At 68.7% G+C, this 23,908-nt stretch carries 19 protein-coding genes; 6 read left to right on the top strand and 13 right to left on the bottom strand.

The annotated features are described in order from the left end of the window. Positions 1 to 2: 2 nt before the first annotated feature. The 5 genes from AB3X08_RS08800 to AB3X08_RS08780 form a co-directional block, all read right to left on the bottom strand. Positions 3 to 1,580 (bottom strand): DHA2 family efflux MFS transporter permease subunit, encoded by a 1,578-nt coding sequence (locus AB3X08_RS08800; protein ID WP_369937682.1) that lies wholly within the window; start codon positions 1,578 to 1,580, stop codon positions 3 to 5. Continuing rightward, the gene (locus AB3X08_RS08795) at positions 1,577 to 2,800 is read right to left on the bottom strand and encodes an HlyD family secretion protein (RefSeq protein WP_369937681.1); all 1,224 of its coding nucleotides are present in this window, start codon (positions 2,798 to 2,800) and stop codon (positions 1,577 to 1,579) included. Before AB3X08_RS08795 ends, AB3X08_RS08800 begins: the two co-directional genes overlap by 4 nt. A gap of 354 nt (positions 2,801 to 3,154) precedes the next feature. After that, positions 3,155 to 4,282: an extracellular solute-binding protein gene (locus AB3X08_RS08790; RefSeq protein ID WP_369937679.1), complete on the bottom strand. Its 1,128-nt coding sequence runs from the start codon at positions 4,280 to 4,282 to the stop codon at positions 3,155 to 3,157. A gap of 157 nt (positions 4,283 to 4,439) precedes the next feature. Further along, complete coding sequence (locus tag AB3X08_RS08785) at positions 4,440 to 5,564, bottom strand: polyamine ABC transporter substrate-binding protein (protein ID WP_369937677.1); 1,125 nt, start codon at positions 5,562 to 5,564, stop codon at positions 4,440 to 4,442. 98 nt (positions 5,565 to 5,662) lie between these two features. Next, positions 5,663 to 7,027 carry an aspartate aminotransferase family protein gene (locus tag AB3X08_RS08780; protein ID WP_369937676.1) on the bottom strand — a complete coding sequence of 455 codons (1,365 nt, stop codon included), beginning with the start codon at positions 7,025 to 7,027 and terminating at the stop codon, positions 5,663 to 5,665. Between AB3X08_RS08780 and AB3X08_RS08775 the strand changes: the two genes are divergently transcribed. Further along, on the top strand, positions 6,980 to 7,810 hold the full coding sequence (locus AB3X08_RS08775; RefSeq protein WP_369937674.1) for a hypothetical protein: 831 nt from the start codon (positions 6,980 to 6,982) through the stop codon (positions 7,808 to 7,810). The two genes, AB3X08_RS08780 and AB3X08_RS08775, sit on opposite strands and share 48 nt — an antisense overlap. A 122-nt stretch (positions 7,811 to 7,932) precedes the next feature. On the opposite strand, the gene AB3X08_RS08770 is transcribed toward AB3X08_RS08775, so the two are convergent. Both AB3X08_RS08770 and AB3X08_RS08765 read right to left on the bottom strand, forming a co-directional pair. Then, positions 7,933 to 9,315 carry a glutamine synthetase family protein gene (locus AB3X08_RS08770; protein ID WP_369937672.1) on the bottom strand — a complete coding sequence of 461 codons (1,383 nt, stop codon included), beginning with the start codon at positions 9,313 to 9,315 and terminating at the stop codon, positions 7,933 to 7,935. Between the two features lie 11 nt (positions 9,316 to 9,326). Then, the gene (locus AB3X08_RS08765; RefSeq protein WP_369937669.1) at positions 9,327 to 10,082 is read right to left on the bottom strand and encodes a gamma-glutamyl-gamma-aminobutyrate hydrolase family protein; all 756 of its coding nucleotides are present in this window, start codon (positions 10,080 to 10,082) and stop codon (positions 9,327 to 9,329) included. A gap of 258 nt (positions 10,083 to 10,340) precedes the next feature. On the opposite strand from AB3X08_RS08765, the gene AB3X08_RS08760 reads away from it, so the two are divergent. From AB3X08_RS08760 to AB3X08_RS08750, 3 genes are all read left to right on the top strand, one after another. Next, positions 10,341 to 11,720, top strand: coding sequence for a glutamine synthetase family protein (locus tag AB3X08_RS08760; protein WP_369937667.1), 1,380 nt, complete (start codon positions 10,341 to 10,343; stop codon positions 11,718 to 11,720). A 112-nt stretch (positions 11,721 to 11,832) separates the two neighbouring features. Beyond that, positions 11,833 to 13,107: an NAD(P)/FAD-dependent oxidoreductase gene (locus tag AB3X08_RS08755; RefSeq protein ID WP_369937665.1), complete on the top strand. Its 1,275-nt coding sequence runs from the start codon at positions 11,833 to 11,835 to the stop codon at positions 13,105 to 13,107. A 100-nt stretch (positions 13,108 to 13,207) separates the two neighbouring features. Next, the gene (locus AB3X08_RS08750; RefSeq protein WP_369937663.1) at positions 13,208 to 14,512 is read left to right on the top strand and encodes a diguanylate cyclase; all 1,305 of its coding nucleotides are present in this window, start codon (positions 13,208 to 13,210) and stop codon (positions 14,510 to 14,512) included. Between the two features lie 22 nt (positions 14,513 to 14,534). Here the strand turns inward: AB3X08_RS08750 and AB3X08_RS08745 are convergent, their stop codons facing one another. The 5 genes from AB3X08_RS08745 to AB3X08_RS08725 all read right to left on the bottom strand — a co-directional run bounded on the left by AB3X08_RS08745 (position 14,535) and on the right by AB3X08_RS08725 (position 21,017). Next, positions 14,535 to 15,815: an MFS transporter gene (locus AB3X08_RS08745; RefSeq protein ID WP_369937660.1), complete on the bottom strand. Its 1,281-nt coding sequence runs from the start codon at positions 15,813 to 15,815 to the stop codon at positions 14,535 to 14,537. Positions 15,816 to 15,889: 74 nt separating this feature from the next. After that, positions 15,890 to 16,138 carry a hypothetical protein gene (locus AB3X08_RS08740; RefSeq protein ID WP_369937658.1) on the bottom strand — a complete coding sequence of 83 codons (249 nt, stop codon included), beginning with the start codon at positions 16,136 to 16,138 and terminating at the stop codon, positions 15,890 to 15,892. After that, positions 16,128 to 18,476 (bottom strand): FdhF/YdeP family oxidoreductase, encoded by a 2,349-nt coding sequence (locus AB3X08_RS08735; RefSeq protein WP_369937656.1) that lies wholly within the window; start codon positions 18,474 to 18,476, stop codon positions 16,128 to 16,130. Before AB3X08_RS08735 ends, AB3X08_RS08740 begins: the two co-directional genes overlap by 11 nt. Further along, entirely contained in the window at positions 18,473 to 19,312 is an 840-nt protein-coding gene (gene fdhD / locus AB3X08_RS08730; protein ID WP_369937654.1) for a formate dehydrogenase accessory sulfurtransferase FdhD, read from the bottom strand. The genes AB3X08_RS08735 and fdhD overlap by 4 nt, the downstream gene beginning before the upstream one ends. Positions 19,313 to 19,334: 22 nt before the next feature. Then, the gene (locus AB3X08_RS08725; RefSeq protein ID WP_369937652.1) at positions 19,335 to 21,017 is read right to left on the bottom strand and encodes an OFA family MFS transporter; all 1,683 of its coding nucleotides are present in this window, start codon (positions 21,015 to 21,017) and stop codon (positions 19,335 to 19,337) included. A 153-nt stretch (positions 21,018 to 21,170) separates the two neighbouring features. On the opposite strand from AB3X08_RS08725, the gene AB3X08_RS08720 reads away from it, so the two are divergent. Together AB3X08_RS08720 and AB3X08_RS08715 are read left to right on the top strand one after the other, a co-directional pair. Then, positions 21,171 to 22,268: a substrate-binding domain-containing protein gene (locus AB3X08_RS08720; RefSeq protein ID WP_369937650.1), complete on the top strand. Its 1,098-nt coding sequence runs from the start codon at positions 21,171 to 21,173 to the stop codon at positions 22,266 to 22,268. 337 nt (positions 22,269 to 22,605) lie between these two features. After that, entirely contained in the window at positions 22,606 to 23,199 is a 594-nt protein-coding gene (locus AB3X08_RS08715) for a hypothetical protein (protein ID WP_369937649.1), read from the top strand. 45 nt (positions 23,200 to 23,244) lie between these two features. On the opposite strand, the gene AB3X08_RS08710 is transcribed toward AB3X08_RS08715, so the two are convergent. Then, positions 23,245 to 23,880, bottom strand: a complete 636-nt coding sequence (locus AB3X08_RS08710; protein WP_369937648.1) for a CPBP family intramembrane glutamic endopeptidase — start codon at positions 23,878 to 23,880, stop codon at positions 23,245 to 23,247. Between the last annotated feature and the right edge of the window lie 28 nt (positions 23,881 to 23,908).

Below are 23,908 nucleotides of genomic sequence, written 5' to 3'. Positions count from 1 at the left end.
CCTCAATGCATCGCGAGCGGAGCGCCGCCCTTGGGCAGCGGCTTGAGCAGGAACGCCAGCGGGATCGTGCACACCACGATCACCCCGAAGATCCAGAACAGGTCGTTGTAGGTCATCACCAGCGCTTGCTGCTGCACCATCCGCGCCAGCTGCGCCACCGACTGCATCGCCGCACCGGCGCCGGAAGTGGACTGCAGCTGCGCGGCCAGGCCATGCAGGTAATCCTGCGCCAGGGACGAATTGGCGCTGGTGCCGCTGCCGATCATCTGCGTATGGAACACCATGCGCCGCTCCTGGAAGGTGGAGATCAGCGCCAGGCCGATCGAGCCGCCCATGTTGCGCGCCGCATTGAACAGGCCCGAGGCGTCGCCGGCCAGATCCGGCGGCACCGAAGAAATCGCCGCCTGGTTGAGCGACATCATCGCTAGCGCCAGCCCGCAGCCCTGCAGCAGCTGCCCGGCGACGAAGTGCATGCCGACCGACTCGGCGGTCAGATGCATGTTGACGAAGCAGGCGGTGGCGAAACAGGTCAGTCCGCCGAGCACCAGCACGCGCACGTCCACCGTGGTCAGCAGCTTGGGCATCATCGGCATCAGCAGCACCGTGGGAATGCCCGACAGCAGCACCACGTAGCCGGATTGTTCGGTGTTGTAGCCGGAGATCACCGCCAGGAACTGCGGGATCATGTACATGACCCCGAACAGGATCATGCCCACCGCCATCACCATCACGAACACCGCGCCGAAACTGCGCTGCAGCAGGATCGACAGGCGGATCACCGGCTGCCGGCTGAAGAACTGCGAGGCCACCAGGGCGATGAAGCCGACCAGCGACACCACGCTCAGCAGCACGATCTCGGTGGATTCGAACCAGCGCTCGCGCTGGCCCTCCTCCAGCACCACGGTCAGCGCGCCCAGCCCTGCGGCCAGGCCGAAGATGCCGAGCCAGTCGGCATCCAGCAGCCCGCGCAGGTACATGCGCTCGTGCGGCAGCCCGAGCAGCAGCAGCGCCACCAGGCCGGCGCAGACCGGCACGTTGAGGAAGAACGCGTAGTGCCAGCTGACGTTCTCGGTGAGCCAGCCGCCCAGCAGCGGCCCGATCACCGGGCCCAGGATCACGGTCATGCCGAACAACGCGGTGCCCAGCGTCTGCTGCGCCGGCGGCAGGCGCGTGGCGACGATGGTCAGCGCGGTGGGGATCAGCGCGCCGCCGGCGAAGCCCTGGCCGACACGGCCGAGGATCATCATCGTCAGGCTGTTGGACAGCCCGCACACCACCGAGAAAAAGGTGAACAGCAGCGCGCAGATCAACAGGAAGTTGCGCAGCCCGAGGGTGCGCACGAACCAGCCGGTCAGCGGGATCATCACGATCTCGGCGACCAGGTAGGAGGTCGAGATCCAGGTGCCCTCGGTGCCGCTGGCGCCGACCTCGCCCTGGATGGTCGGCAGCGCGGCGTTGACGATGGAGATGTCCAGCGTCGCCATGAACGAGCCGATGGTGCCGGCGGCAACCGCCAGCCAGGCGCCGGCGTCGGCCTTGCCCGGCGCTTGCGCACCGGCCGCCGCGGCCGCTTCGCTCACGGGTTGCGCCCGCGCGGGGCGACCGCATCCTGGCCCTGCGCGTCCTCTTCCTCCACCCGCTCCTTGGCGTCCTTGGCGCTGCGCGTATCGACGGTGACCGTCACCGACATGCCCGGCACCAGCACCTTGCGCGCCTCCGCACCGGCCTTGAGGCGAATCCGCACCGGCACCCGCTGCACCACCTTGGTGAAGTTGCCGGTGGCGTTCTCCGGCGGCAGCAGCGCGAACTGCGAGCCGGTGCCCGGGGCGATGCTTTCGACCACGCCGTCCAGCTCGACCCCGGACAAGGCATCGACCTCGATCCGCGCCGGCTGCCCGGGCCGCATCAGCCCGACCTGGGTTTCCTTGAAGTTGGCGCTCAGGTACAGCGCATCCACCGGCACCACGCTCATCAGCCGGGTGCCGGCGGCGACGAACTGGCCGACCTGCACGGTCTTGTCGCCGATGCGGCCGTCGATGCGCGCGGTCAGCCGCGTGTCTTCCATCGCCACCTGCGCCTGATCGGCGTCGGCCTGCGCCTGCTGCAGCCCGGCGCGGGCCTGGTCCAGCTGCGCGCTGGCGGCCTGCACCTGGCTTTCGGCGGCGACCACCTGCGCCTTGGCCGCGTCGTACTGCGCCTGGGCGCGATCGCGGTCATGGACGATGCTCTCGTAGTGCTCGTGGGTATCGGCGCCGGACGCGGCCAGCGGCGCGAAGCGCCTGGCCTCGCCCTGGGCGAAGCGCAGGCTGGCCGCGGCCGCGGTGACCTGGGTGCGCGCCTGCAGCAGGGTCGCACGCTGCGCCTGCAGGCCGGCCTCGGCGGCGGCGATATCGGCCTGGCGCACCGCGACCACCGCCTGCGCCTGCTGCTGCGTGGCGCGGTAGGTGCGCTCGTCGATCTGCAGCAACGGCTGCCCGGCCTTGACCGTCTGGTTGTCGCCGACGAACACGCCGGTCACGTAGCCGTTGACCCGCGGCGCCACCGCCACCGAATCGGCCTGCAGATAGGCGTTGTTGGTTTCCTGCAGGTAGCGGCCGGTGGTGAGGTAATAGATCAGCCACGCCACCAGGCCGATCAGCACCACCAGGCCGATCAGCAGCAGCGTCCATTTCACCTTGGGATTCTTCAGCGGCGACTGCTTGTCGGGCTGCTTGGCGTCGTCCTGGGCGGGCGCGGCGCGCGCCTCGTCCGAAGCCGCCGGCCGTTGCGTCTGCGTGGGATCTGGGTCGTGGTTGCTCAAAGTCGCAGGTTCCTGGGAGTTGGGACCAATCCTCGCCGGTGCGCTTGACGGTGCGGGGACAGCACTGCACGGCCAGGCGGCGCGTCCACCAGACGGTGGCGTACGGCGGACTCTACAAGTATCTGTACCGGCGGGTCCAGATTGTGTGAGCGTGGCGGGCGGCGGCGTTCAGGCGTGCTCTGTGAGCGGCTTTCTTTATCCCGGGTGGTGTCCGTCGATGCAGCGATGGCTGCTGGCGTGTGGTCGGGCGCATTTAGCGCAGCGCGGGGTTCGGGCCTTGCGCTTGCGCCGTACCCTCACCCCTACCCCTCTCCCGACGGGAGAGGGGAATCCACCTTGCGGCGGCGAGGCGCCTCAGCGCCCGGTCTTCAGCTCCGTCCACAACCGCGTGTACTGGCGGTCCACGTCCGGCGGCATCACCGCCAGCGCGAACAACTTGGCCTGCACCTCCGCCGGCGGGTAGATGGTGCGGTCGCCGCTGATGGCCGCATCGATCAGCGGCAGCGACTTGGGCACCGCATTCGGATAGCTGACGAAGTTGGTGTTGGCCGCGGCCACTTCCGGCGTCAGCAGGTAGTTGATGAACTGGTAGGCCTGCTCCGGATGCTTGGCGTCCTTGGGAATGGCCAGCATGTCGAAGAACTGCAGCGCGCCTTCCTTGGGAATCGAATAGGCGATGTGCACGCCGTTCTTGGCTTCCTCGGCGCGGTCGCGCGCCTGCAGGATGTCGCCGGACCAGCCCACCACCAGGCAGGTGCTGCCCTTGGCCAGCGCGTCGATGTACTGCGAGGAATGGAAATTCTGGATGTACGGACGGATTTCCTTGAGCTTGGCCGCGGCCTTCTCGATCACCTTCGGGTCGGTGCTGTTCGGATCTTCGCCCAGGTAATGCAGCACCGTCGGCACGATCTCCGAGGCGGTGTCGAGGAAGGTCACCCCGCAGTCCTTGAGCTTGGCCAGGTTCTCCGGCTTGAACACCAGGTCCCAGCTGGCGACCACGTCGGTGTTGCCGAACGCGGCCTGGATCTTGTCGACGTTGTAGCCGATGCCGGTGGTGCCCCACAGGTACGGCACCGCGTAGGTATTGCCCGGATCCTGCTGCGCGATGCGCTGCATCATCGCCGGGTCCAGATTGGCCAGGTTCGGAATCTTGCTCTTGTCCAGCGGCAGGAACACGCCGGCCTGGATCTGCCGGCCGAGGAAGCTCAGCGACGGCACCACCACGTCGTAGCCGCTGCCGCCGGCCAGCAACTTGGCCTCCAGCACCTCGTTGCTGTCGAACACGTCGTAGGTGACGTGGATACCGCTGTGCCGCTCGAAGCCGGGTACGGTGCCTTCGGCAATGTAGTCCGACCAGTTGTAGACGTTCAACTGCTTCGCTTCGCCGCCGGCCGCCTCCGCCGCGCCATCGCCCTGGCCCGATCCGCCGCAGCCCGCCAGGCCCAGCACCGCCACCATCCCCGCTATCGCTCGCCGCTTCATCGTCGTCTCCATGCCGCCCGTTGCGGGCAGCGGTTGGCGGGACGCCGCTGGTGCGCGTCCCGGTGGTCCTCCCCTTTGGCGGCCGCGCGCGGCGCGGCCGTACTGCGTGCAGGCGCGACGCCGAAGCGCCGCGCCATGGACCACGGACGCGACCGGCTCAGCGGCCGGTCTTGATCTCCGTCCACAGGCGGGTATACAGCTTGTCCACCTCGGGCGGGTTGATCGAATAGGTGAACATCTTCGCCGCCACCTCCGGCGGCGGGTAGATGGTCGGGTCGTTGCGGATCGCCTCGTCCACCAGCGGCGTCGCCTTCGGCACCGGATTGGCGTAGTGGATGAAGTTGGAATTGGCCGCGGCCACTTCCGGCGCCAGCAGATAGTTGATGAACTTGTAGGCGTTCTCCGGATGCTTGGCATCCTTGGGGATCGCCAACATGTCGAACCACTGCGGCGCGCCTTCCTTGGGGATCGAATAGGCCACGTGCACGCCGTTCTTGGCTTCCTCGGCGCGGTCGCGCGCCTGGATGATGTCGCCCGACCAGCCCACCGCCAGGCAGGTGCTGCCGTTGGCCAGCGAGGTCACGTACTGCGAGGAGTGGAAGTTCTGCACGTACGGGCGGATGCTCTTGATCAGCGCCGCGGCCTTCTCGATCTTGGCCGCATCGGTGGTGTGCGGATCCTCGCCCTGGTAGTGCAGCGCGATCGGGATCAGGTCCGAGGGCGTGTCCAGGATGGTGACGCCGCAATCCTTGAGCTTGGCGATGTTCTCAGGCTTGAACACCAGGTCCCAGCTGTTGGCGATGTCGGTGCTGCCGAACGCGGCCTTGACCTTGTCCACGTTGTAGCCGATGCCGGTGGTGCCGACCATGTACGGCACGCCGTACTTGTTGCCCGGATCCTGCTGCGCGATGCGCTGCATGATCTCCGGATCCAGGTTGGCCAGGTTCGGGATCTTGCTCTTGTCCAGCGGCAGGAACACGCCCGCCTGGATCTGCCGGCCGAAGAAGTTCAGCGTCGGCACCACCACGTCGTAGCCGCTGCCGCCGGCCAGCAACTTGGTCTCGACCATCTCGTCGCTGTCGAACACGTCGTAGGTGACCTTGACCCCGCTGGCCTTCTCGAATTCGGGCACGGTGTTCTCGGCGATGTAGTCCGAATAGTTGTAGACGTTGAGGACCTGGTCCTCGCCCGCCGCAGGCTTGCCGCCTTCGCCGCCGCCGGAACCGCCACAGGAGGCGAGCAGCGCCGCAGAGAGGGAAAGGGTGAGCAGTCGCAGCTTCATTGCAGGTCTCCGCAGGTCCATGGGGAAGATCGGAAGATACACGCCGCGGCGTCGCGCGGCCGACTCGGGACTACGCATCCAGACTAACCAGCGCCGGGCTATTTGCCCAGCGCCTGGGCGGTGTCCTCCAGCGCCAGCCAGGCCTTGTCGAACAGTTCGTCGACCTGGGCGCGGCTGAGGATCAGCGGCGGCGACAGCAGCATCGCATCGTTGGTCGCGCGCAGGATCAGGCCGCGGCGCAGCGCATGGTCGCGGCACAGCGCGCCGACCTTGCCGCGCTCGGGGAAATAGTGCCGGGCCGGCTTGTCCGGGACCAGTTCCAGCGCACCGATCATGCCGACGATGCGCGCCTCGCCGACCAGCCGGTGCTCGCCCAGCTCGGCCCAGCGCTGCGCCAGGTACGGCGCGATCTCGCTGCGCGCGCGCGCGACGATGCCCTCGTCCTGCAGCAGGCGCAGGTTCTCCAGCGCCACCGCCGCGCACACCGGATGCCCCGAATAGGTGCAACCGTGCGCCAGCTCGCCGCCCTGCTCCTTCAGCACGGTGGCCACGCGCTTGCCGAACATCGCCGCGCCGAGCGGGATATAGCCGGAGGTGATGCCCTTGGCGATGGTCATCACGTCCGGCTGGAAGCCGAAGTGCTGCGCGCCGAACCATTCGCCGGTGCGGCCGAAGCCGCAGATCACCTCGTCGGCGACCAGCAGCACGTCGTAGCGGCGGCAGATGCGCTCGATCTCCGGCCAGTAGCTGCGCGGCGGGATGTACACGCCGATCGCGCCCATGATCGGCTCGCCGATGAACGCGGCCACGCGCTGCGGCCCCAGTTCCAGGATCTTGTCCTCGAGCCGGCGCGCGGCCAGCAGGCCGTACTCCTCCGGGTCCATGTCGCCGCCGTCGCCGAACGGATATGGCGGGTCGATGTGGTGGATGTCGGGAATCGGCAAGCCGCCCTGGCGGTGCATGCCCTTCATGCCGCCGAGGCTGGCGCCGGCCATGGTGGTGCCGTGGTAGCCGTCGTGGCGGCCGATGAAGATGCTCTTCTGCGGCTGGTCCTGCACGGCCCAGAAGTGCCGCACCAGGCGCAGGATGGTGTCGTTGGCCTCGGAGCCGGAGTTGGTGAAGAAGGCATGGTCGAGGTCGCCGGGGGTGAGTTCGGCGAGCTTGGCGGCGAGGCGGATGGTCGGTTCGGTGGTGCACTGGAAGAAGCTGTTGTAGTACGCCAGCTGTTCCATCTGCCGCGCGGCGGCCTGGCCGAGCTCCTTGCGCCCGTAGCCGAGGTTGACGCACCACAGCCCGGCGAAGGCATCGAGCAGCTTGTTGCCGTCGGCATCCCAGACGTAGGCGCCATCGCCGCGGGTGAGGATGCGCGTGCCCTTTTCGGCCAGCGCGGCGTTGTCGTTGAACGGGTGCAGGTGATGCGCCGCATCCAGGTCCTGCAGGGCCCGCGTGTCTATCCGATCCATGTCCACTCCATGCTCGTTGCTGTGCTGGTGCTATGCCTGTCGCTATTACTGTCGTTTTGGCTGTGGCCGCTGCCTCAGCTTTCGCCCTGGCTCTTGCCGTTGCTCTTGCCGTTGCTGTGGCCGTTGCCGTTGCCGTTGCCGTGGCTGTTGCTTTGGCTGTTGCTTTGGCTGTTGCTTTGGCCGTTGCTTTGGCCGTTGCCGTTCGCTTTTGCTTTTGACTTACCGGGTTCCCTTCCGAGCGGCGGCCATGGCGGGGAAAAACCCCGCAGGGGCGGCGCACATGGATGTGCGCCGTTCGCGGCAGGGGCAGGATGCCCCTTCCGCGAATCCCCGTCATGGACGCGGACCTGGAGCGCGCAGCGCGGAAGGCGCTCGGCAGGGCGCGCTTTCTTTTGGTTACTTTTCTTTGCGCGAGCAAAGAAAAGTGACTCGCGCCAAAGCGCGAAAGCTTTTGCTCTGCCGCTCTTTTGTAGGAGCGGCTTCAGCCGCGACAGGCATTACGAGAAAGCGTCGCGGCTGAAGCCGCTCCTACAACATGCATCCAACGCCAAAGCTTCAAATCAGGAGCAAAGCTTTCGCCTTGCGGCGAGTCACTTTTCTTTGCTTGTGCAAAGAAAAGTAACCAAAAGAAAGCACACCCCGCAGCGCGCCCTCCGCGCTGCGCGCTCCGGGTCCGCAGCCCCGACGGGCATTTTTCGATGGCACATCCATGTGCCAACGAAAAACGTCGCGCATCCTGCGCGCCGCCCTTCGGGTATTCGCCCGCCGGGGCTGCCGCGCTGAGGGGGCCCGGCAGATCAAAAAGCAAAGCAACAGCAACAGCAACAGCAACAGCAACAGCAACGGCAACGGCAACGGCCGGCGATTTCAGCCTTCCCGATCCGCCATCGCAAGCAAGGGCGGACTCACACGTTCAACAACAGGAACTCCCGCTCCCACGAACTGATCACCCGGAAGAACGTCTCGTACTCCTTGCGCTTGACCGAGATGTAGGCGCGCACGAAACGCGGCCCCAACAACTCGTGCAGCGGCGCGCAGCGCTCCAGCTCGTCCAGCGCCTCGCCCAGCGAACGCGGCAACTGGTAGCCCATCTCCTTGCCGTTGCCGCTGATCGGCTCGGTCGGCTCCAGCTTCTCGCGGATGCCCAGCAACCCGCAGGCCAGCGTCGCCGCCATCGCCAGATACGGATTGGCGTCGGAACCGGCGAAGCGGCTCTCCACCCGCATGTTCTCGATCGTGTCGATCGGCACCCGCAGCCCGCAGGTGCGGTTGTCGAAGCCCCACAGCACGTTGCTCGGCGACACCTCGCCGAACATCAGCCGGCGGTAGGAATTGACGTTCGGCGCCAGCAGCGCCATCGCCATCGGCACGTATTTCTGCAGGCCGGCCAGGTAATGGCCGAAGGTGCGGCTGTACTCGCCGGTGCGGCGCCCGCTGAACACGTTCTTGCCGTGCCGGTCGACCAGGCTCTGGTGGATGTGCATCGCGCTGCCCGGCTCGTTCTCCATCGGCTTGGCCAGGAACGTGGCGTAGACGCCGTGGCGCATCGCCGCCTCGCGCATCGTGCGCTTGAACAGGAACACCTGGTCGGCGCGCGACAGCGCATCGGAATGGGTGAAGTTGACCTCCAGCTGCGCCGCGCCGGATTCGTGGATCAAGGTGTCCACGTCCAGCTCCATCGCGTCGCAGTAGTCGTACATCAGATCCAGGATCGGGTCGAACTCGTTGACCGCGTCGATCGAGTACGACTGCCGCGCCGTCTCCGGCCGCCCCGAGCGGCCGGCCGGCGGCAGCAGCGGGAAGTCCGGATCGGTGTTCTTCTGCACTAGAAAGAACTCCAGCTCCGGCGCCACCACCGGCTTGAAGCCGATCGCCGCATACGCCTGCAGCACACCGCGCAGCACATTGCGCGGCGCTAGGTCGTGCGGCTGGCCATCTTTGGTGTAGCAGTCGTGGATCACCTGCGCCGTCGGGTCGGTGGCCCAGGGCACCATCCGCACCGTGTCCGGGTCCGGGCGCAGTTGCATGTCCGAGTCCGACGGCGAGGTCAGGTCGTAATAGTCGTCCGGATATTCGCCGGTGACGGTGGTGGCGAAGATGCCCTCGGGCAGGCGCGTGCCGTAATCGTGGGAAAACTTGGCCGCGGGAATGATCTTGCCGCGCGCGTTGCCGGTGATGTCCGGCACCAGGCACTCGACCTCGGTGATGTGGCGCTCCTTCAGCCAGCGGCGCAGCGAGCTTTCCTGCTGTTCGGGAGTGTTCTTGCGCGAGCGCGGTCGGCTGGCCATGAGGAATCGCTTCAGTGCTTGCGGCGAGCCGCGTAGTGGCGACAGGCATCGCCGAAGGATTGGAAGATGCCCAGGTAGAACGGGTCGTCGAGCACGCGCCATTCCGGATGCCATTGCACGCCCAGCAAAAAGCCCGGACCGGTGCCGCGGAACGCCTCGATCAACCCATCCGGCGCACGTGCCTCCACGATCAGGTCGCCGCCGAGCCGGGCCACGCCCTGCCCGTGCAGCGAGTTGACCCGCACCCGCTCCCTACCGGCGATTTCCGCCAGCCAGCCGCCCTCGCTCAAGGTCACCTCGTGCACCGGCGCGTACTGCAGGTCCAATGTCGCCTGGATGTCCTCGCGATGATCCGACAGCCCGGGCACCGCATGCACTTTCTGATGAAGGGTGCCGCCAAGGGCCACGTTAACTTCCTGGAAACCGCGGCAGATCGCCAGGATCGGCAGGCCGAGCGCGATCGCCTGCGGGATCAGCTCCAACGTGTTGGCGTCGCGCGCCGGATCGTGCGGATTGCCGGGCCAACTGGATTCGTCGCTGTAGTGATGCGGTTCGATGTTGCTGACCGCGCCGGTCAGCAGCAGGCCGTCCAGCCGCGCCAGCCAGTCGCGCGGCACGACCGGCGGCTGCAGCGAGGGCAGCAGCACCGGCGTTACCCCGGCACCGTCGACCGCGGCACGCAGATACTTTTCTCCAGCCACCAGGAACGGATGCTGGCCGATGAGCTTGCGATCGGTCGACAGGCCGACCAGAGGCGATACAGCCATGCGAAGAACTCGTGTGGCGTCGCCGCAAGTTACCCCGGGCGTTTTATTTTTACAACACGCCGCATCGGCGCATGGCGATGGGGCGGCACATGCCGGCTGTGCCGCATCGGGCATAGCGCGCCTCTATTGCAGGGCGACGCGGCGGGCGCGCCGACGCAGCGCGCGTCGTGCATTCCTCGTCGGCCGCACTGGCCTGTTGAGTATTCTTGACGCGAACCCGGCTCTGCTAAGCTCGTCGCACTCCCGCAGGCCGCCCTCATGACCCGCACCCACGCCGCTCCGCCCCTGCCCCCGGATGCCGCCCAGGCCCTGCAGCGCATCCCCGGCTGCGAACAGATCGATCTGCTGCTGCCGGACAGCAATGGCCTGCTGCGCGGCAAGCGCATCGCCCGCGACGCGCTGGAAAAGGTCTATCGCGACGGCGTGTGCCTGCCGATGTCGCTGATCGCCACCGACATCACCGGCAACACGGTCGAGGAAACCGGCCTGGGCTACGACATCGGCGACGAGGACCGGCTGTGCTTCCCGGTCCCCGGCACGCTGCAGCCGGTGCCGTGGGCACCGGTCCCTTCGGCGCAGCTGCTGCTGGCGATGCGCGACGACGCCGGCCAGGCGCTGGAGTTCGCGCCGCGCGAGGTGCTGGCGCGGGTGCTGGCGCGGCTGCACGCGCGCGGGCTGACCGCGGTGATCGCGGTGGAACTTGAGTTTTACCTGTTCGATCCGCGCGCCGACGCCGGCGGCCGGCCGCAACCGCCGTTGCAGGCGCACACCGGGCTGCGCAACGACAGCACCCAGGTCTATTACATGCAGGAGCTGGACGACCAGCGCAGCTTCACCGACGCAGTCGCGCAGGCCTGCCGCGCGCAGAGCATCCCCGCCGATACCGCGGTCGCCGAATACGCGCCCGGCCAGTTCGAGATCAACCTCAAGCACCGCGCCGACGCGCTGGCCGCCTGCGACGATGCGTTGATGCTCAAGCGCACGATCAAGGCGGTCGCACAGCAGCAGGGCCTGCTCGCCAGCTTCATGGCCAAGCCGTTCGCGGCGCAGTCCGGCAGCGGCCTGCACCTGCACGTGAGCCTGCTCGACGACGCCGGCGACAACGTCTTCGCCGGCACCGCGCAGGCGCCGGCCGACGCGCTGCGCCACGCCATCGGCGGCCTGCAGCGCAGCGCCGACGACTGTCTGCTGCTGTTCGCCCCGCACGCCAACAGCTACCGCCGCTTCGTGCCCAATGCGTTCGTGCCGCTCAACGACAGCTGGGGCTTCAACAACCGCACGGTGGCGATGCGGGTGCCATACAGCGATCCGGCCAATACCCGCATCGAGCACCGCGTCGCCGGCGCCGACGCCAATCCGTACCTGGTCGCCGCGGCGGTGCTGGCCGGCATCGAGCACGGCCTGCAGCATGGCTTCGACCCCGGCCCAGCGGTAAAGGGCAATGCCTACGCGCAGACCCAGATCCGCGATCCGGACTGGCGCGGCGCGATCGCCGGCTTCCTCGCCAGCGACTTCGTCGCCGATCGGTTCGGCGCCCGCTTCCGCCACGTCTACGGCCAGCAAAAACGCCGCGAGATGCTGGATTTCCATGCGCAGGTGAGCGACCTGGATTACCGGTGGTATCTGCGGACGGTGTGAGGGGCCGGGATTGGGCATTCGGGATTGGGGATTCGTAAAAGCACAGCCCCGATCTTCTTCATGACGCAACGCTTTGAACCCCTGATTCCCAATCCCGAATCCCCACGCCTAAATGACCGACTCGTCCCGCAACTGGTACACCGACAGCGCCACGCCGCTGCCGCCGCAGCCGCCGCTGCGCGGCCAGGTGCGCGCCGACGTGTGCATTCTCGGTGCCGGCTATACCGGGCTGAGCGCGGCGCTGGCGCTGGCCGAGGCCGGCTACCAGGTCGTGATCGTGGAAGCGCAGCGCGTGGGCTGGGGCGCGTCCGGGCGCAACGGCGGCCAGGCCATCGTCGGCTATGGCTGCGAGCAGCACACTCTGGAGGCGCTGCTTGGCCACGCCGAGGCGCGGCTGCTGTTCGATTTCTCGCGCGACGGCATGCGCTTGCTGCGCGACCGTATCCAGCGCCACGCCATCGCCTGCGACTGGCGCGACGGCCATGCGCATGTGGCGATCAAGCCGCGCCAGGTGCGCGCGCTGCAGGCCGGGATCGTCGAGATGGCGCAGCGCTACGACTATCCGCTGCAGTGGTGGGACCGCGACCAGCTGCGTCAGCACCTGCGCAGCGAGCGTTACCTTGGCGCAATGTACGATCCGGCCAGCGGCCACCTGCACCCGCTCGAGTACGCGCACGGGCTGGCACGCGCGGCGCTGGCCGCCGGCGTGCGCATCTACGAACACTCGCCGGTGACCGCGCTGGTGCGCGGCGCGCGGCCGATCCTGCGCAGCGCGCACGGCGAGGTGCAGGCCGATTTCGCGGTACTCGCCGGCAACGCCTGGCTGCGCGGCATCGCGCCGGAACTGGAATCGCGGATCATGCCGGTCGGCACCTACATCGGCGCCAGCGCGCCGCTGGGCGCGGCGCTGGCGCGCGAACTGATCGGCAACGACATGGCGGTGGCCGATGTGAACTGGGCGCTGGACTATTTCCGCCTCAGCCGCGACCACCGCCTGCTGTTCGGCGGCCGCGCCAGCTACTCCTCGCTGCCGCCGCCGGGCCTGCGCGGGGTGATGACCCGGCGCATGCGCCGGGTGTTCCCGCAGTTGCGCGAAGTGGGGCTGGACTACGTGTGGGGCGGCTATGTCGACATCACCCGCAACCGCGCGCCGCACTGGGGCCGGCTGACCCCGAACGTGTACTTCGCGCAGGGCTTTTCCGGGCATGGCGTGGCCGCCACCGGGCTGGCCGGCGATGCCATCGCCGCGGCCATCGCCGGGCAATCGCAGCGCCTGGACCTGTTCGCCAGGATTCCGCACGCGCCGTTCCCCGGCGGCCGCATGCTGCGCACGCCGCTGCTGGTGGCGGCGATGTCCTGGTACAAGCTGCGCGACGCGCTGTGGTGAACGCGCCGGCGGCATGCGCGCGCCGCCCGACGGCCTAAAGTTGCCCGCGGCACGGCCGCTAACTGAGGTCTACTCCCCGAGGGCGCCTTGCGCGGCTCGCATGCTGCAACCGTTGCCGGCCTACCCGATCGCCAGCGAAAGCGCGGCTGCCCAGCAGCGCATCCTGCTGGTGGAGAATTCGCGTACGTTCACCGGGCTGCTGCGCGAGGCGATCGAGCAGCGGGTGGAATTGCCGGTCACCGTGGTCTCGACCCTGGCCGAAGCGGCGCACGCGCTGGACGACGGCGGCTCCTGGTTCCTGGCGCTGACCGGGTTGGTGCTGGCCGATGGTGACCGCGACACGGTGGTGGATTTCTTCGTCGCCCGCGGCCTGCCCACGGTGGTGGTCAGCGGGGTCTACGACGAGAGCCTGCGCAAGCGCGTGCTGACCCAGCAGATCATCGACTTCGTGCTGAAGAACGCGCCCGGCAGCATCGACTACCTGGCCTGGCTGGTGCAGCGATTGGCGCGCAACCGCAGCATCGCCGCGCTGGTGGTGGACGATTCGCGCTCGGCGCGCGCCTACGCCGCGAGCCTGCTGGCGATGTACGGCTACCAGGTGGTGGAAGCCGCCGACGGCGCCGCCGGACTGAAGGCGGTGGAGGCCAATCCGGCGATCCGCCTGGCGGTGGTGGACCAGGAAATGCCGGGCATGGAAGGGGTGGAGTTCACCCGCCGGCTGCGCGCGATCCGCGCCCGCGACAAGCTGGCGGTGATCGGCCTGTCCGGCAATGGCGACCCGTCCCTGGTGCCGCGCTTCCTCAAGAACGGCGCCAACGATTTCCTGCGCAAACCCTTCTCGCGCGAGGAGTTCTTCTGCCGCGTGTCGCAGAACGTGGACCAGTTGGAATTGATCGGCACGCTGCAGGACCTGGCCACGCGCGACTTCCTCACCGGCCTACCCAACCGCCGGCATTTCCTGGAGCAGAGCCAGCGCCTGCTGCCGCAATGGCTGGCGCGCAGCGACACGGTCAGCGTGGCGATGCTCGACATCGACCACTTCAAGCACATCAACGACAGCTGGGGCCACGAGGCCGGCGACGACGCGTTGCGCGCGGTGGCGACGACGGTCGCCGCGCATGCGCGCCCGCAGGACCTGGTGGCGCGCTTCGGCGGCGAGGAATTCTGCATGCTGGTGCCGGGCCTGGACGCGCCGGCGGCCAGCGCCTATTTCGAGGCCCTGCGCCAACGCATCGATGCGCTGCAGGTGCAGGTGGGCGGGCAGAGCCTGCGCATCACCATCAGCATCGGCGTGTGCACCAGCGACGCGCGCCGCGATGCGCTGCATCCGCTGTTGGCCGAGGCCGACAAGCACCTGTACCTGGCCAAGGCCGGCGGCCGCAACCGGGTCGAACACGCCGCCTGAGCGCGAGCGCGCGCGTGCCGCCTCAGCGGCGCCTGGCGCCGATCACCAGCAACGCCAGCAGGCTCAGCGCCGCGCCGGCACTGAGGTAGTAGCCGACCCATGGCAGGCCGTAGTGCTTGGCCAGCCAGCTGGCCACGTACGGCGCCGGCGCCGCGCCGATGATGCCGGCCAGGTTGAACGACATCGAGGCGCCGGTGTAACGCACCTGCACCGGATACAGCTCGGCCAGCAAGGTGCCGCAGGGCCCGTAGGTCAGGCCCATGAACAACGACCCCAGCGACAGGAACGCCAGCAGCTGCCAGGGATGCGCAGCGCCGAACAGCGGCGCGAAACCCAGCCCGAACAGCACGATGAGCAGGCCGGCCGCGATCATCACCCGGTGCGTGCCGAAGCGGTCGCCGTAATGCGCCGACAGCGGGATGCCGGCGGCGAAGAACAGGATGCCGACCATCTGCAGCAGCAGGAACTGCTCGCGGCCGTAGCCGAGCACCGCGGTGCCGTGGCCCAGCGCGAACACCGTCATCAGATAGAACAGCATGAAGGTCGCGAACACGCCGAAGGTGCCGAGCAGCAGCGCGCCGGCATGCCGCGACAGCACCGTCCACATCGGCAGCGACACCCGCGCGTTGCGCTCCAGCGCTTTCTGGAAATCCGGGGTTTCATGGATGCGCAGGCGAACCCACAGCCCGGTCACCACCAGCAGCGCGCTGGCCACGAACGGGATGCGCCAGCCCCAGCGCATGAACTGCGCATCGTCCAGCACCGCACCCAGCAGCAGGAAGATCCCGGAGGACAGCAGGAAGCCCAGCGGCGCGCCCAGTTGCGGGAACATGCCATACCAGGCGCGCTTGCCTGGCGGCGCGTTCTCGGTGGCCAGCAACACCGCCCCGCCCCATTCGCCGCCCAGGCCCAGGCCCTGGCCGAAGCGGCACAGCGCCAGCAGCGCCGGCGCCCACATGCCGATGCTGGCGTAGCTGGGCAACAGCCCGATCACCACCGTGGACAGGCCCATGGTCAGCAGCGCCGCCACCAGCGTCGCCTTGCGCCCGATGCGGTCGCCGAAATGGCCGAACAGCGCCGAGCCGACCGGCCGCGCCACGAACGCCACCGCGAACGTGGCCAGCGACTGCAGCCGCGCCGCGTCGGCGTCGCCCTCGGGGAAGAACAGTTTCGGGAACACCAGCACCGCGGCGGTGGCGTAGATGTAGAAATCGAAGAACTCGATGGTGGTGCCGACCAGGCTGGCCAACAGCACGCGGCGCGGCGAATTGACGGGCGAGGCAGGAAGCGCGGCAGCGGTCATGGAGGCGGCATCGACGGGAAACCGTCCGATTCTGGCAGATCGGCCGCGGCGCCGCAGCGCCATGCGCCTTGCGCTCAGTGCGGCAGTTGCGCGCGGCCGGCCGCGGTCAGCACCGCGACCTCGCGTTCGCCGCGCATCTCCACCCGGATCCAGCCTGGGCCCGGATGTCCATCCAGGCTCGCGTCGCCCAGCCATGCCAGGGTGCGCAACAGCACGCTCATGCGCACCCCCAGGCGCTTGCACAGCCGCGCCAGGGCGATGCCCTCCGGTTCCGGCGCCAGCGCCTCGAACAGCGCCCGGGTCAGCGCCGGATCAGCGGACAAGCGCCACGCCGATGTCGCGCGGCGCCGCGTCGGCGGCCTCGGCCAGGTGCGGCGTCACCACCACCGGGATCGACTTGGAGGTCGGCGTACGCGCCTCGTCGGCGAAACTGGACAGCGGCACCAGGCCGTTGGTTTCCGGGTAGTACGCGGCCAGGCAACCGCGCGGGATGTTGTACTCGACCAGCAGGAAACGCTTGGCCTGGCGCCGCACGCCGTCCTCGCCGAGGCTCTCCAGGTCCACCCAGGCGCCGGCCTGCAGGCCCAGGTCGGCGATGTCGGCGGCGTTGATGAACAGCACCCGACGCTCGCCGAACACGCCGCGGTAGCGGTCGTCCAGGCCGTAGATGGTGGTGTTGTACTGGTCGTGCGAGCGCGTGGTGGCCAGGGTGAACACCGGTTGCTCGGGGCGCTGGCGGCGCGCGCGATGGATCGGGTTGTCGGTCGGCACCGCATGCACCTTGAACACCGCGCGGCCTTCCGGCGTCTCCCAGACGCGGTCGCGTGCGGTATTGGACAGGCGGAAGCCGCCGGGCACGCGCACCCGCGCGTTGAAGTCGGCGAAGTCCTCGAACACCTGCGCGATCAGCTCGCGGATGCGGTCGTAGTCGGCCACCAGCCAGCGCCAGCGTATCGCGCTGCGCGCGCCGAGCGTGGCCTCGGCCAGGCGCGCGACGATCGCCGGTTCCGACAGCAGTTCCGCCGATGCCGGCGGATTGATGCCGGCCGACAGGTGCACCATGCTCATCGAATCCTCGACGCTGACGCTCTGCGGGCCGCCCTCCTGGATGTCGATCTCGGTGCGGCCCAGGCACGGCAGGATCAGCGCGTCGCGGCCGTGCACCAGGTGGCTGCGGTTGAGCTTGGTGGTCACGTGCACGGTGAGTTCGCAGCGGCGCAGCGCGCGGTGCGTGGCCTCGGTATCGGGGGTGGCGGTGGCGAAGTTGCCGCCCATGCCGAAGAAGGTCCTGGCGCGCCCGTCCAGCATGGCCTCGATCGCGCCGACCGTGTCGAACCCGGATGCGCGCGGCGGATCGAACCCGAACACCTGCTGCAGCCGGTCCAGGAACGCGGCCGGCGGCTTCTCGTAGATCATCATCGTGCGATCGCCCTGCACGTTGCTGTGGCCGCGCACCGGGCAGGCGCCGGCGCCGGGGCGGCCCAGGTGGCCGCGCAGCAGCAGCAGGTTGGCGATCATGTGGATCGTGGCCACCGAATGCTTGTGCTGGGTGATGCCCATGCCCCAGCAGGCGATCAGCCGCTCGGATTTCAGGTAGATCTCGCCGGCGTGGCGCAGCTCGGCCTCGCTCAGTCCGGACTCTTCGACGATGGTCGCCCACGGCTCGGCGATCACGTCCGCGGCGAAGGCATCGAAGTTGGCGGTGTGCTGGGTGATGAACGGCAGATCCAGCAGCCGCGGTTGCGCCGCACGCGCGGCCTCGGCGTCGCGCTCCAGCACGTGCTTGATGATGCCCTTGACCGCGGCCAGGTCGCCGCCGATCTTCAACTGGAAATAATCCGAGGAAATCCGCGTCGACCCGTTGTGCAGCATCTGCAGCTTGTCCTGCGGATCGGCGAACTTCTCCAGGCCGCGCTCGCGCAGCGGATTGAACGACACGATCGCCGCACCGCGCTTGGCCGCCTGGCGCAGCTCGCCGAGCATGCGCGGATGGTTGGTGCCGGGGTTCTGGCCGAAGATGAAGATCGCGTCGGCCAGTTCGAAGTCGTGCAGCGACACGGTGCCCTTGCCGACGCCGATCTGCGACTTGAGCGCGGTGCCGGACGGCTCGTGGCACATGTTCGAACAGTCGGGGAAGTTGTTGGTGCCGAACTCGCGCACGAACAGCTGGTACAGGAACGCGGCCTCGTTGCTGGTGCGCCCGGAGGTGTAGAAGATCGCCTCGTCCGGCGAGGCCAGGCCGTTGAGGTGCGTGGCGATCAGCGCGAAGGCGTCGTCCCAGCTCACCGGCACGTAGTGGTCGCTGGCGCTGTCGTAGCGCAGCGGATGGGTCAGCCGGCCCTGCCCTTCCAGCCAGTAGTCGCTGTACTTGGCCAGCTGCGCGACGCTGTACTGCGCGAACAGCTCCGGCGTGGCGCGGCGCGCGGTGGCTTCGGCGGCCACCGCCTTGGCGCCGTTCTCGCAGAACTCGAAGGTCGAGGTGTGGTCGCGGTCGGGCCAGGCGCAGCCGGGGCAATCGAAGCCATCGGGCTGGTTGGCGTGCAACAGGGTCTTGGCCCCCTGCACCGCCACGTCCTGCTGCAGCAGGTGGGTGGCGACGGCGCGCAGCGCGCCCCAGCCGCCGGCCGGCTGCGTATACGGTTGGATGGTTTTCTTGCTCATGCGGGCTCTCCGGCGGGTTCGGCCTGGTGCAGGCGCTGCGGATGGCTGTAGACGACGTAATCGTGGTCGCGGGCGAAACCGATCAGGGTCAGGCCGGCGCTGTCGGCCAGCGCGATCGCCAGCGCGGTGGGTGCGGAAATGGCGGCCAGCAGCGGGATGCCGGCCTGCGCGGCCTTCATCGCCATCTCGTAGCTGGCGCGGCTGGTGACCACGGCGAAGCCGCTGGCCGGGTCCAGGCCGGCGCTGGCCAGCGCGCCGATCAGCTTGTCCAGCGCGTTGTGCCGGCCGACGTCCTCGCGCGCCAGCCGCACGCCGCCGTCGGCGTCGGCCCATCCGGCGGCGTGGGTGGCGCCGGTGATCGCGTTGAGCGGTTGCTGCTGGCGCAGCTCGCGCAAGGCCCGCGCCAGCGCCGCGGGCGCGATCGCGGCGCCGGCCGGCAGCGGGCGCGGCGTGCGCAGCACCGCCTCGATCGATTCGCTGCCGCACACCCCGCAGCCGCTGCGGCCCTGCAGGTTGCGGCGCCGCGACTGCAGGGCCGCGGCATGTGCGGGCGGGATCTGCAGTTGCAGCGAAACCCCTTCCAGGAAGGTGTCCACGCTGGCGATCCGCAACTGCGCCGGATCCTCGACGATGCCCTCGCTGAGCGAAAAGCCCAACGCGAAGTCGTGCAGGTCTTCCGGCGTCGCCATCATCACCACGAACGGCTGGCCGTTGTAGGCGAACGCCACCGGCACCTCGGCGGCCACCAGGTCCTGGGTGAGCGCGGTGCGCCCGTCGCGATGGCGGCGCACGCCACGCGCGACGGCGCCGGGCCGGGAAGACGCACGCGAGTACATGGTGACGCCTCCCTTCCGCAATTCAGTGGAACAGCACGAACGCCTTCTGCAAGGTGACCCAGATCCCCCACAGCATCGGCACCCCGACCGCCAGCCAGGCCAGCGCCACCAGCAGCGGATTGCCGCCGCGGCCGACCTGCGCCAGCTGCGCCGGCTCCAGCGCCGCGCCGCCGTTGCCGCCGACCTTCTCGTGCGCCAGCTGCTTCTCCGCGGCCAGTTCCTGCGCGGTCATGAAGTGCCTGGCCGCCACCGGCCGTACCAGCAGGTTGCAGATCAGGCCCAGCACCAGCATCCCGGCCAGGATGTACATGGTCGTGTTGTACACCTGTGACGGCGGCACGCCCAGTCCCAGCTGGTATTCGCGCATGTAGCCGACCACCACCGGGCCGAGGATGCCGGCGGTGGCCCAGGCGGTGAGCAGGCGGCCATGGATCGCGCCGACCATCTGCGTGCCGAACAGGTCGGCCAGATAGGCCGGGATGGTGGCGAAGCCGCCGCCGTACATCGACAGGATCACGCAGAAGATGCCGACGAACAGCGCGCTGCCGCCGACCTTGCCGGCCCACGGCGCCGCCGCGTACAGGACGATGCCGAGCACGAAGAACACGCTGTAGGTGTTCTTGCGGCCGAGCTTGTCGGACATGCTGGCCCAGAAGAAGCGCCCGCCGATGTTGAACAGGCTGAGCAGGCCAGTGAAGCCGGCGGCGATGGCGGCGATGGCCGCCAGCTGTGCGGTGTCCAGGCTGCCGAAGCCGGCGTCCACGCCGATCAGGCGGCCGCCGAACACTTCCTGCAGCATCGGCGAGGCCATGCCGATCACGCCGATGCCCGCCGACACGTTCAGGCAAAGCACGCCCCACAGCAGCCAGAACTGCGGGATGCCCCAGACCTTCTTCACGTGCACGTGGTTGGCGGTGATCATCGCGTTGGCGCTGGCCGCCGGCGCGGTCCAGCCGGCCGGCGCCCAACCGCTCGGCGGCACCCGGTAGCCGAACGCACCGGCCAGCATGAACACGAAATACAGCGCGGCCATCACCAGGAAGGTTTCCATCACCCCCACCGAGGCCGGGCCGGCGAAATGGCGCATCAGCGCATCGGCCAGCGGACTGCCGATCATCGCGCCGCCGCCGAAGCCCATGATCGCCATGCCGGTGGCCATGCCGCGGCGGTCTGGGAACCACTTGATCAGGGTCGAGACCGGCGAAATGTAGCCCAGCCCCAGGCCGATGCCGCCGATCACGCCCGAGCCCAGCCACAGCATCCAGATCTGGTGCAGGTGGATGCCCAGCGCCGAGATCACCAGCCCGCCGCACCAGCACAGCGCCGAGACCACGCCGGCCTTGCGCGGCCCGGCGCGCTCCAGCCAACCGCCCCACAGCGCCGCCGAACAGCCCAGCAGCACGAAGAACAGCGTGTACATCCACTGCAGCTCGCTGATCTTCCAGTCGCAGCTGGCCGACACGATCCGCGCCAGGAAGCCCATGTCCGCCGGGCACGCCACCGCTTCGGTGACCCCCAGCGCCTTGGACAGCGGCAGCCAGAACACGCTGAAGCCGTAGGCCATGCCGATGCACAGATGGATCGCCAGCGCGGCCGGCGGCACCAGCCAGCGGTTGAAGCCCGGCCCGGCGACGATGCGTTCCTTCGACAGCAGGCCGGCCCGGGCGATGTGCGCAGCGTTGGCCGCGCCGTTCGAGTTGCTCATTGGGATTTCCTCTTGCAGCGTCGCGGCACTTATGTGATGGAGCGCATATTGCGGACGCAAAGCGCGCGGCGAGCGTAGTACGAAAGCGCGATGCCGCCGAGCGTCGGATGGTCTAATAATCGGCTGTAGAAAGCCGATTGAGCCGCGACCCGCATGTACAAGGTGACCATCCAGCCGCAGTGGGAACTGCATACCGAGGACGGGCAGCGCCTGCCGCCGCGGCTGGCGGAACTGCTGCTGGCGATCCGCGACACCGGCTCGCTGGCCGCGGCCTGCCGCCAGACCGGGCTGTCCTACCGCTATGCCTGGGGCACCCTGCGCGAGGCGCGGCGCCTGTTCGGACAACCGCTGCTGCGCGCCACCCGCGGCCGCGGCGCCAGCCTGGCACCGATCGGCGAACGCCTGGTGTGGGCCGAGCAACGCATCGCCGCGCGCCTGGCGCCGACGTTGCAGAGCCTGGCCAGCGAGCTGGAGACCGAACTGGAGCGGGTGTTCCGGCAGGAGGCGGCGCCGCTGCGCCTGCACGCCTCGCATGGCTTCGGGGTGGAGACGCTGCGCCGTTGCATGGTTCTGGCCGGCGCGCCGCTGGAACTGAAATACCGCAGCCCGGACGATGCCCTGGCCGCGCTGCGCAACGACGCCTGCGACCTGGCCAGCCTGCACCTGCCGATCGGCGAGCTGGAAAACGACCTGCTCGCGCACTACCGCGACCGGCTCGATCCGCACGGCGATTGCGTGCTGCATCTGGCCACCCGCACCCAGGGCCTGGTGCTGGCGCCCGGCAATCCCAAACGCATCCATGCCCTGCCCGACCTGCTGCGCGCCGACGTGCGTTTCATCCATCGCCAACCCGGCTCGGGCACGCGCCTGCTGCTGGAACGCCTGCTGGCGCAACAGGGCCTGCCGCTGAGCGCCCTGCATGGCGCCGACATGGAGGAACTGACCCATGCCGCGGTCGCCGCCTACGTCGCCATCGGCCTGGCCGACGCCGGCTTCGGCCTGGAACCGCCGGCGCGGCGCTACGGGCTGGAGTTCATTCCGATCGTCAGCGAACGCTATTTCCTGCTGTGCCGCCGCGAAGCGCTGGACAGCGGCCGCCTGGCGCCGATCGTGGACCTGCTGCGCAGCGACACCTTCCAGCACGAGCTCGGCCTGCTGCCCGGCTACGACGCGCACGACTGCGGACGGGTGCAGGGGGTCGCGGAGGCGTTTGTCGGGATTCGGGATTCGGGATTCGGGATTAGGGATTAGGGATTAGGGAGTGGTGATTGGTGATTGGTGATTAGGGAGTGGTGATTGGTGATTGGGGATTGGGGATTGGGGATTGGGGCTTTGGGCTTTGGGCTTTGGGCTTTGGGTTTTGGGTTTTAGGGGTCGGCGCCAGGGCACCTGTGCTTGGACTGTTCGGCGCTTCTTGTGGGAGGGACTTCAGTCCCGACGCTTTTGGCGGCCTCGCCTGCTCGGAACCCGGACACTGCGGCAAGCTCGCGCAAGAAAGACGCCGCGCACCGGCGCGCCGACAGCGCAATCCGCCTTTTGCGTGCCGCGTCGGTTAGGCTTTGCGCCCCTTCGCATCCGGAACCCGCCCATGCCCATCTCGCTCCGCGTCGGCGCCGTCGCTGGCCTCCTGCTGCTCGCCACGCACGGCGCACGCGCCGCCGACCTGCCCGCCGACGTGCTGCGCCAGTTGCCGGCCGGCTACCTGCCGCTGGAACAGCTGCGCGCCGATCTGGATGGCGACGGCCGCGCCGACTACCTGGTGGCGCTGCAGCAACGCGGCGAAGCCGAGCGCGAGCCGGCGCCGGCGCGGCCGCTGCTGATCTTCGTGCAGCAGGCCGATGGCCACTACCGGCTGGCCGCGCGCAACGACCACGTGGTGCTCAAGCGCGATGCGGGCGGCCAGTGCGATCCGTTTACCGACAGCGACGATCCGTTCGCGGCCAAGGGCCGCTACTTCACCGTGCAGAACGGCGTCTCCTGCGGCCAGCACTGGACCTACTTCATCACCTTCCGCTACGAACCCGAGCGCAAGACCTGGCTGTTCCACAAGCGCATCCGCCAAAGCTGGCAGCTGAATTCGGATCCGTCGCCGGACGCCGACGCGCTGCGCAAGACCGCCGACAAGGTGGATGCTGCCGATCCCAAGCATCCGCTCACCTTTGCCGAGTACGTGCCGGACTGAATCCGGATGCTGCGCTGGCCGGCATGGCGTGCCGGCCATGCCGGCCTACAGATACCCCAAGCGCATCAATGTGAAAGCCACTACGTCGGCGCAGGCGTGGAAGCTGATCGCATGCCAAAGATTGTCGGGCCAACGATGCCTGACGCCGGCAGCGAACAACGCGAACACGAACGCATTGGCGACGCCGAACGCCCCGAGCTGCCAGTGATAGGCCGCGAACGCCGCGGCGACGATGGCGACCGCGAGGACCGGCCGCAGGCGCGATGCCGGCAGGAACCGCGCGAGCACGGTGTGCAGGAACCCACGAAACACGAGTTCTTCGTACAGGCCGCCGACCACCCACGCCAGACCGAACGCAAGCGCGTAGCCGCCAACGCTCTCGCGCGCAAAGGCGAAGTCCGACAGATCCGGCTGCTCGCCCAGCAGGCGCGCGAGCAGCGGGCCGACGGCCAGATAATTCGCCGCGGCGTAGACCACGCCAAGACCGCCGCCGATCAGCAGCGGAGCGCTGCGCAACCCGCGCCATCGAAAGCCTACGTCGGCGAAATTCAAGCCTTGGCCATGCAACATGGCGGCGCACAGCCCAAGCCCCAGCACGGGGTAAAGGAACATCGGCACGCCAAGATGCGGCGCGAGCAGCACGCATGCCGTGCCCGGCACCAGGATAAGGCTGCGTCCCATCGGTCTCTTCCTTCGCTCCGAACGTCGC

This window comes from Xanthomonas sp. DAR 34887 (genome assembly GCF_041245805.1).
Classification (GTDB): domain Bacteria; phylum Pseudomonadota; class Gammaproteobacteria; order Xanthomonadales; family Xanthomonadaceae; genus Xanthomonas_A; species Xanthomonas_A tesorieronis.
Note: the sequence above shows the minus strand (reverse complement) of the source record. Positions and strands in the feature narration are given on the sequence as shown.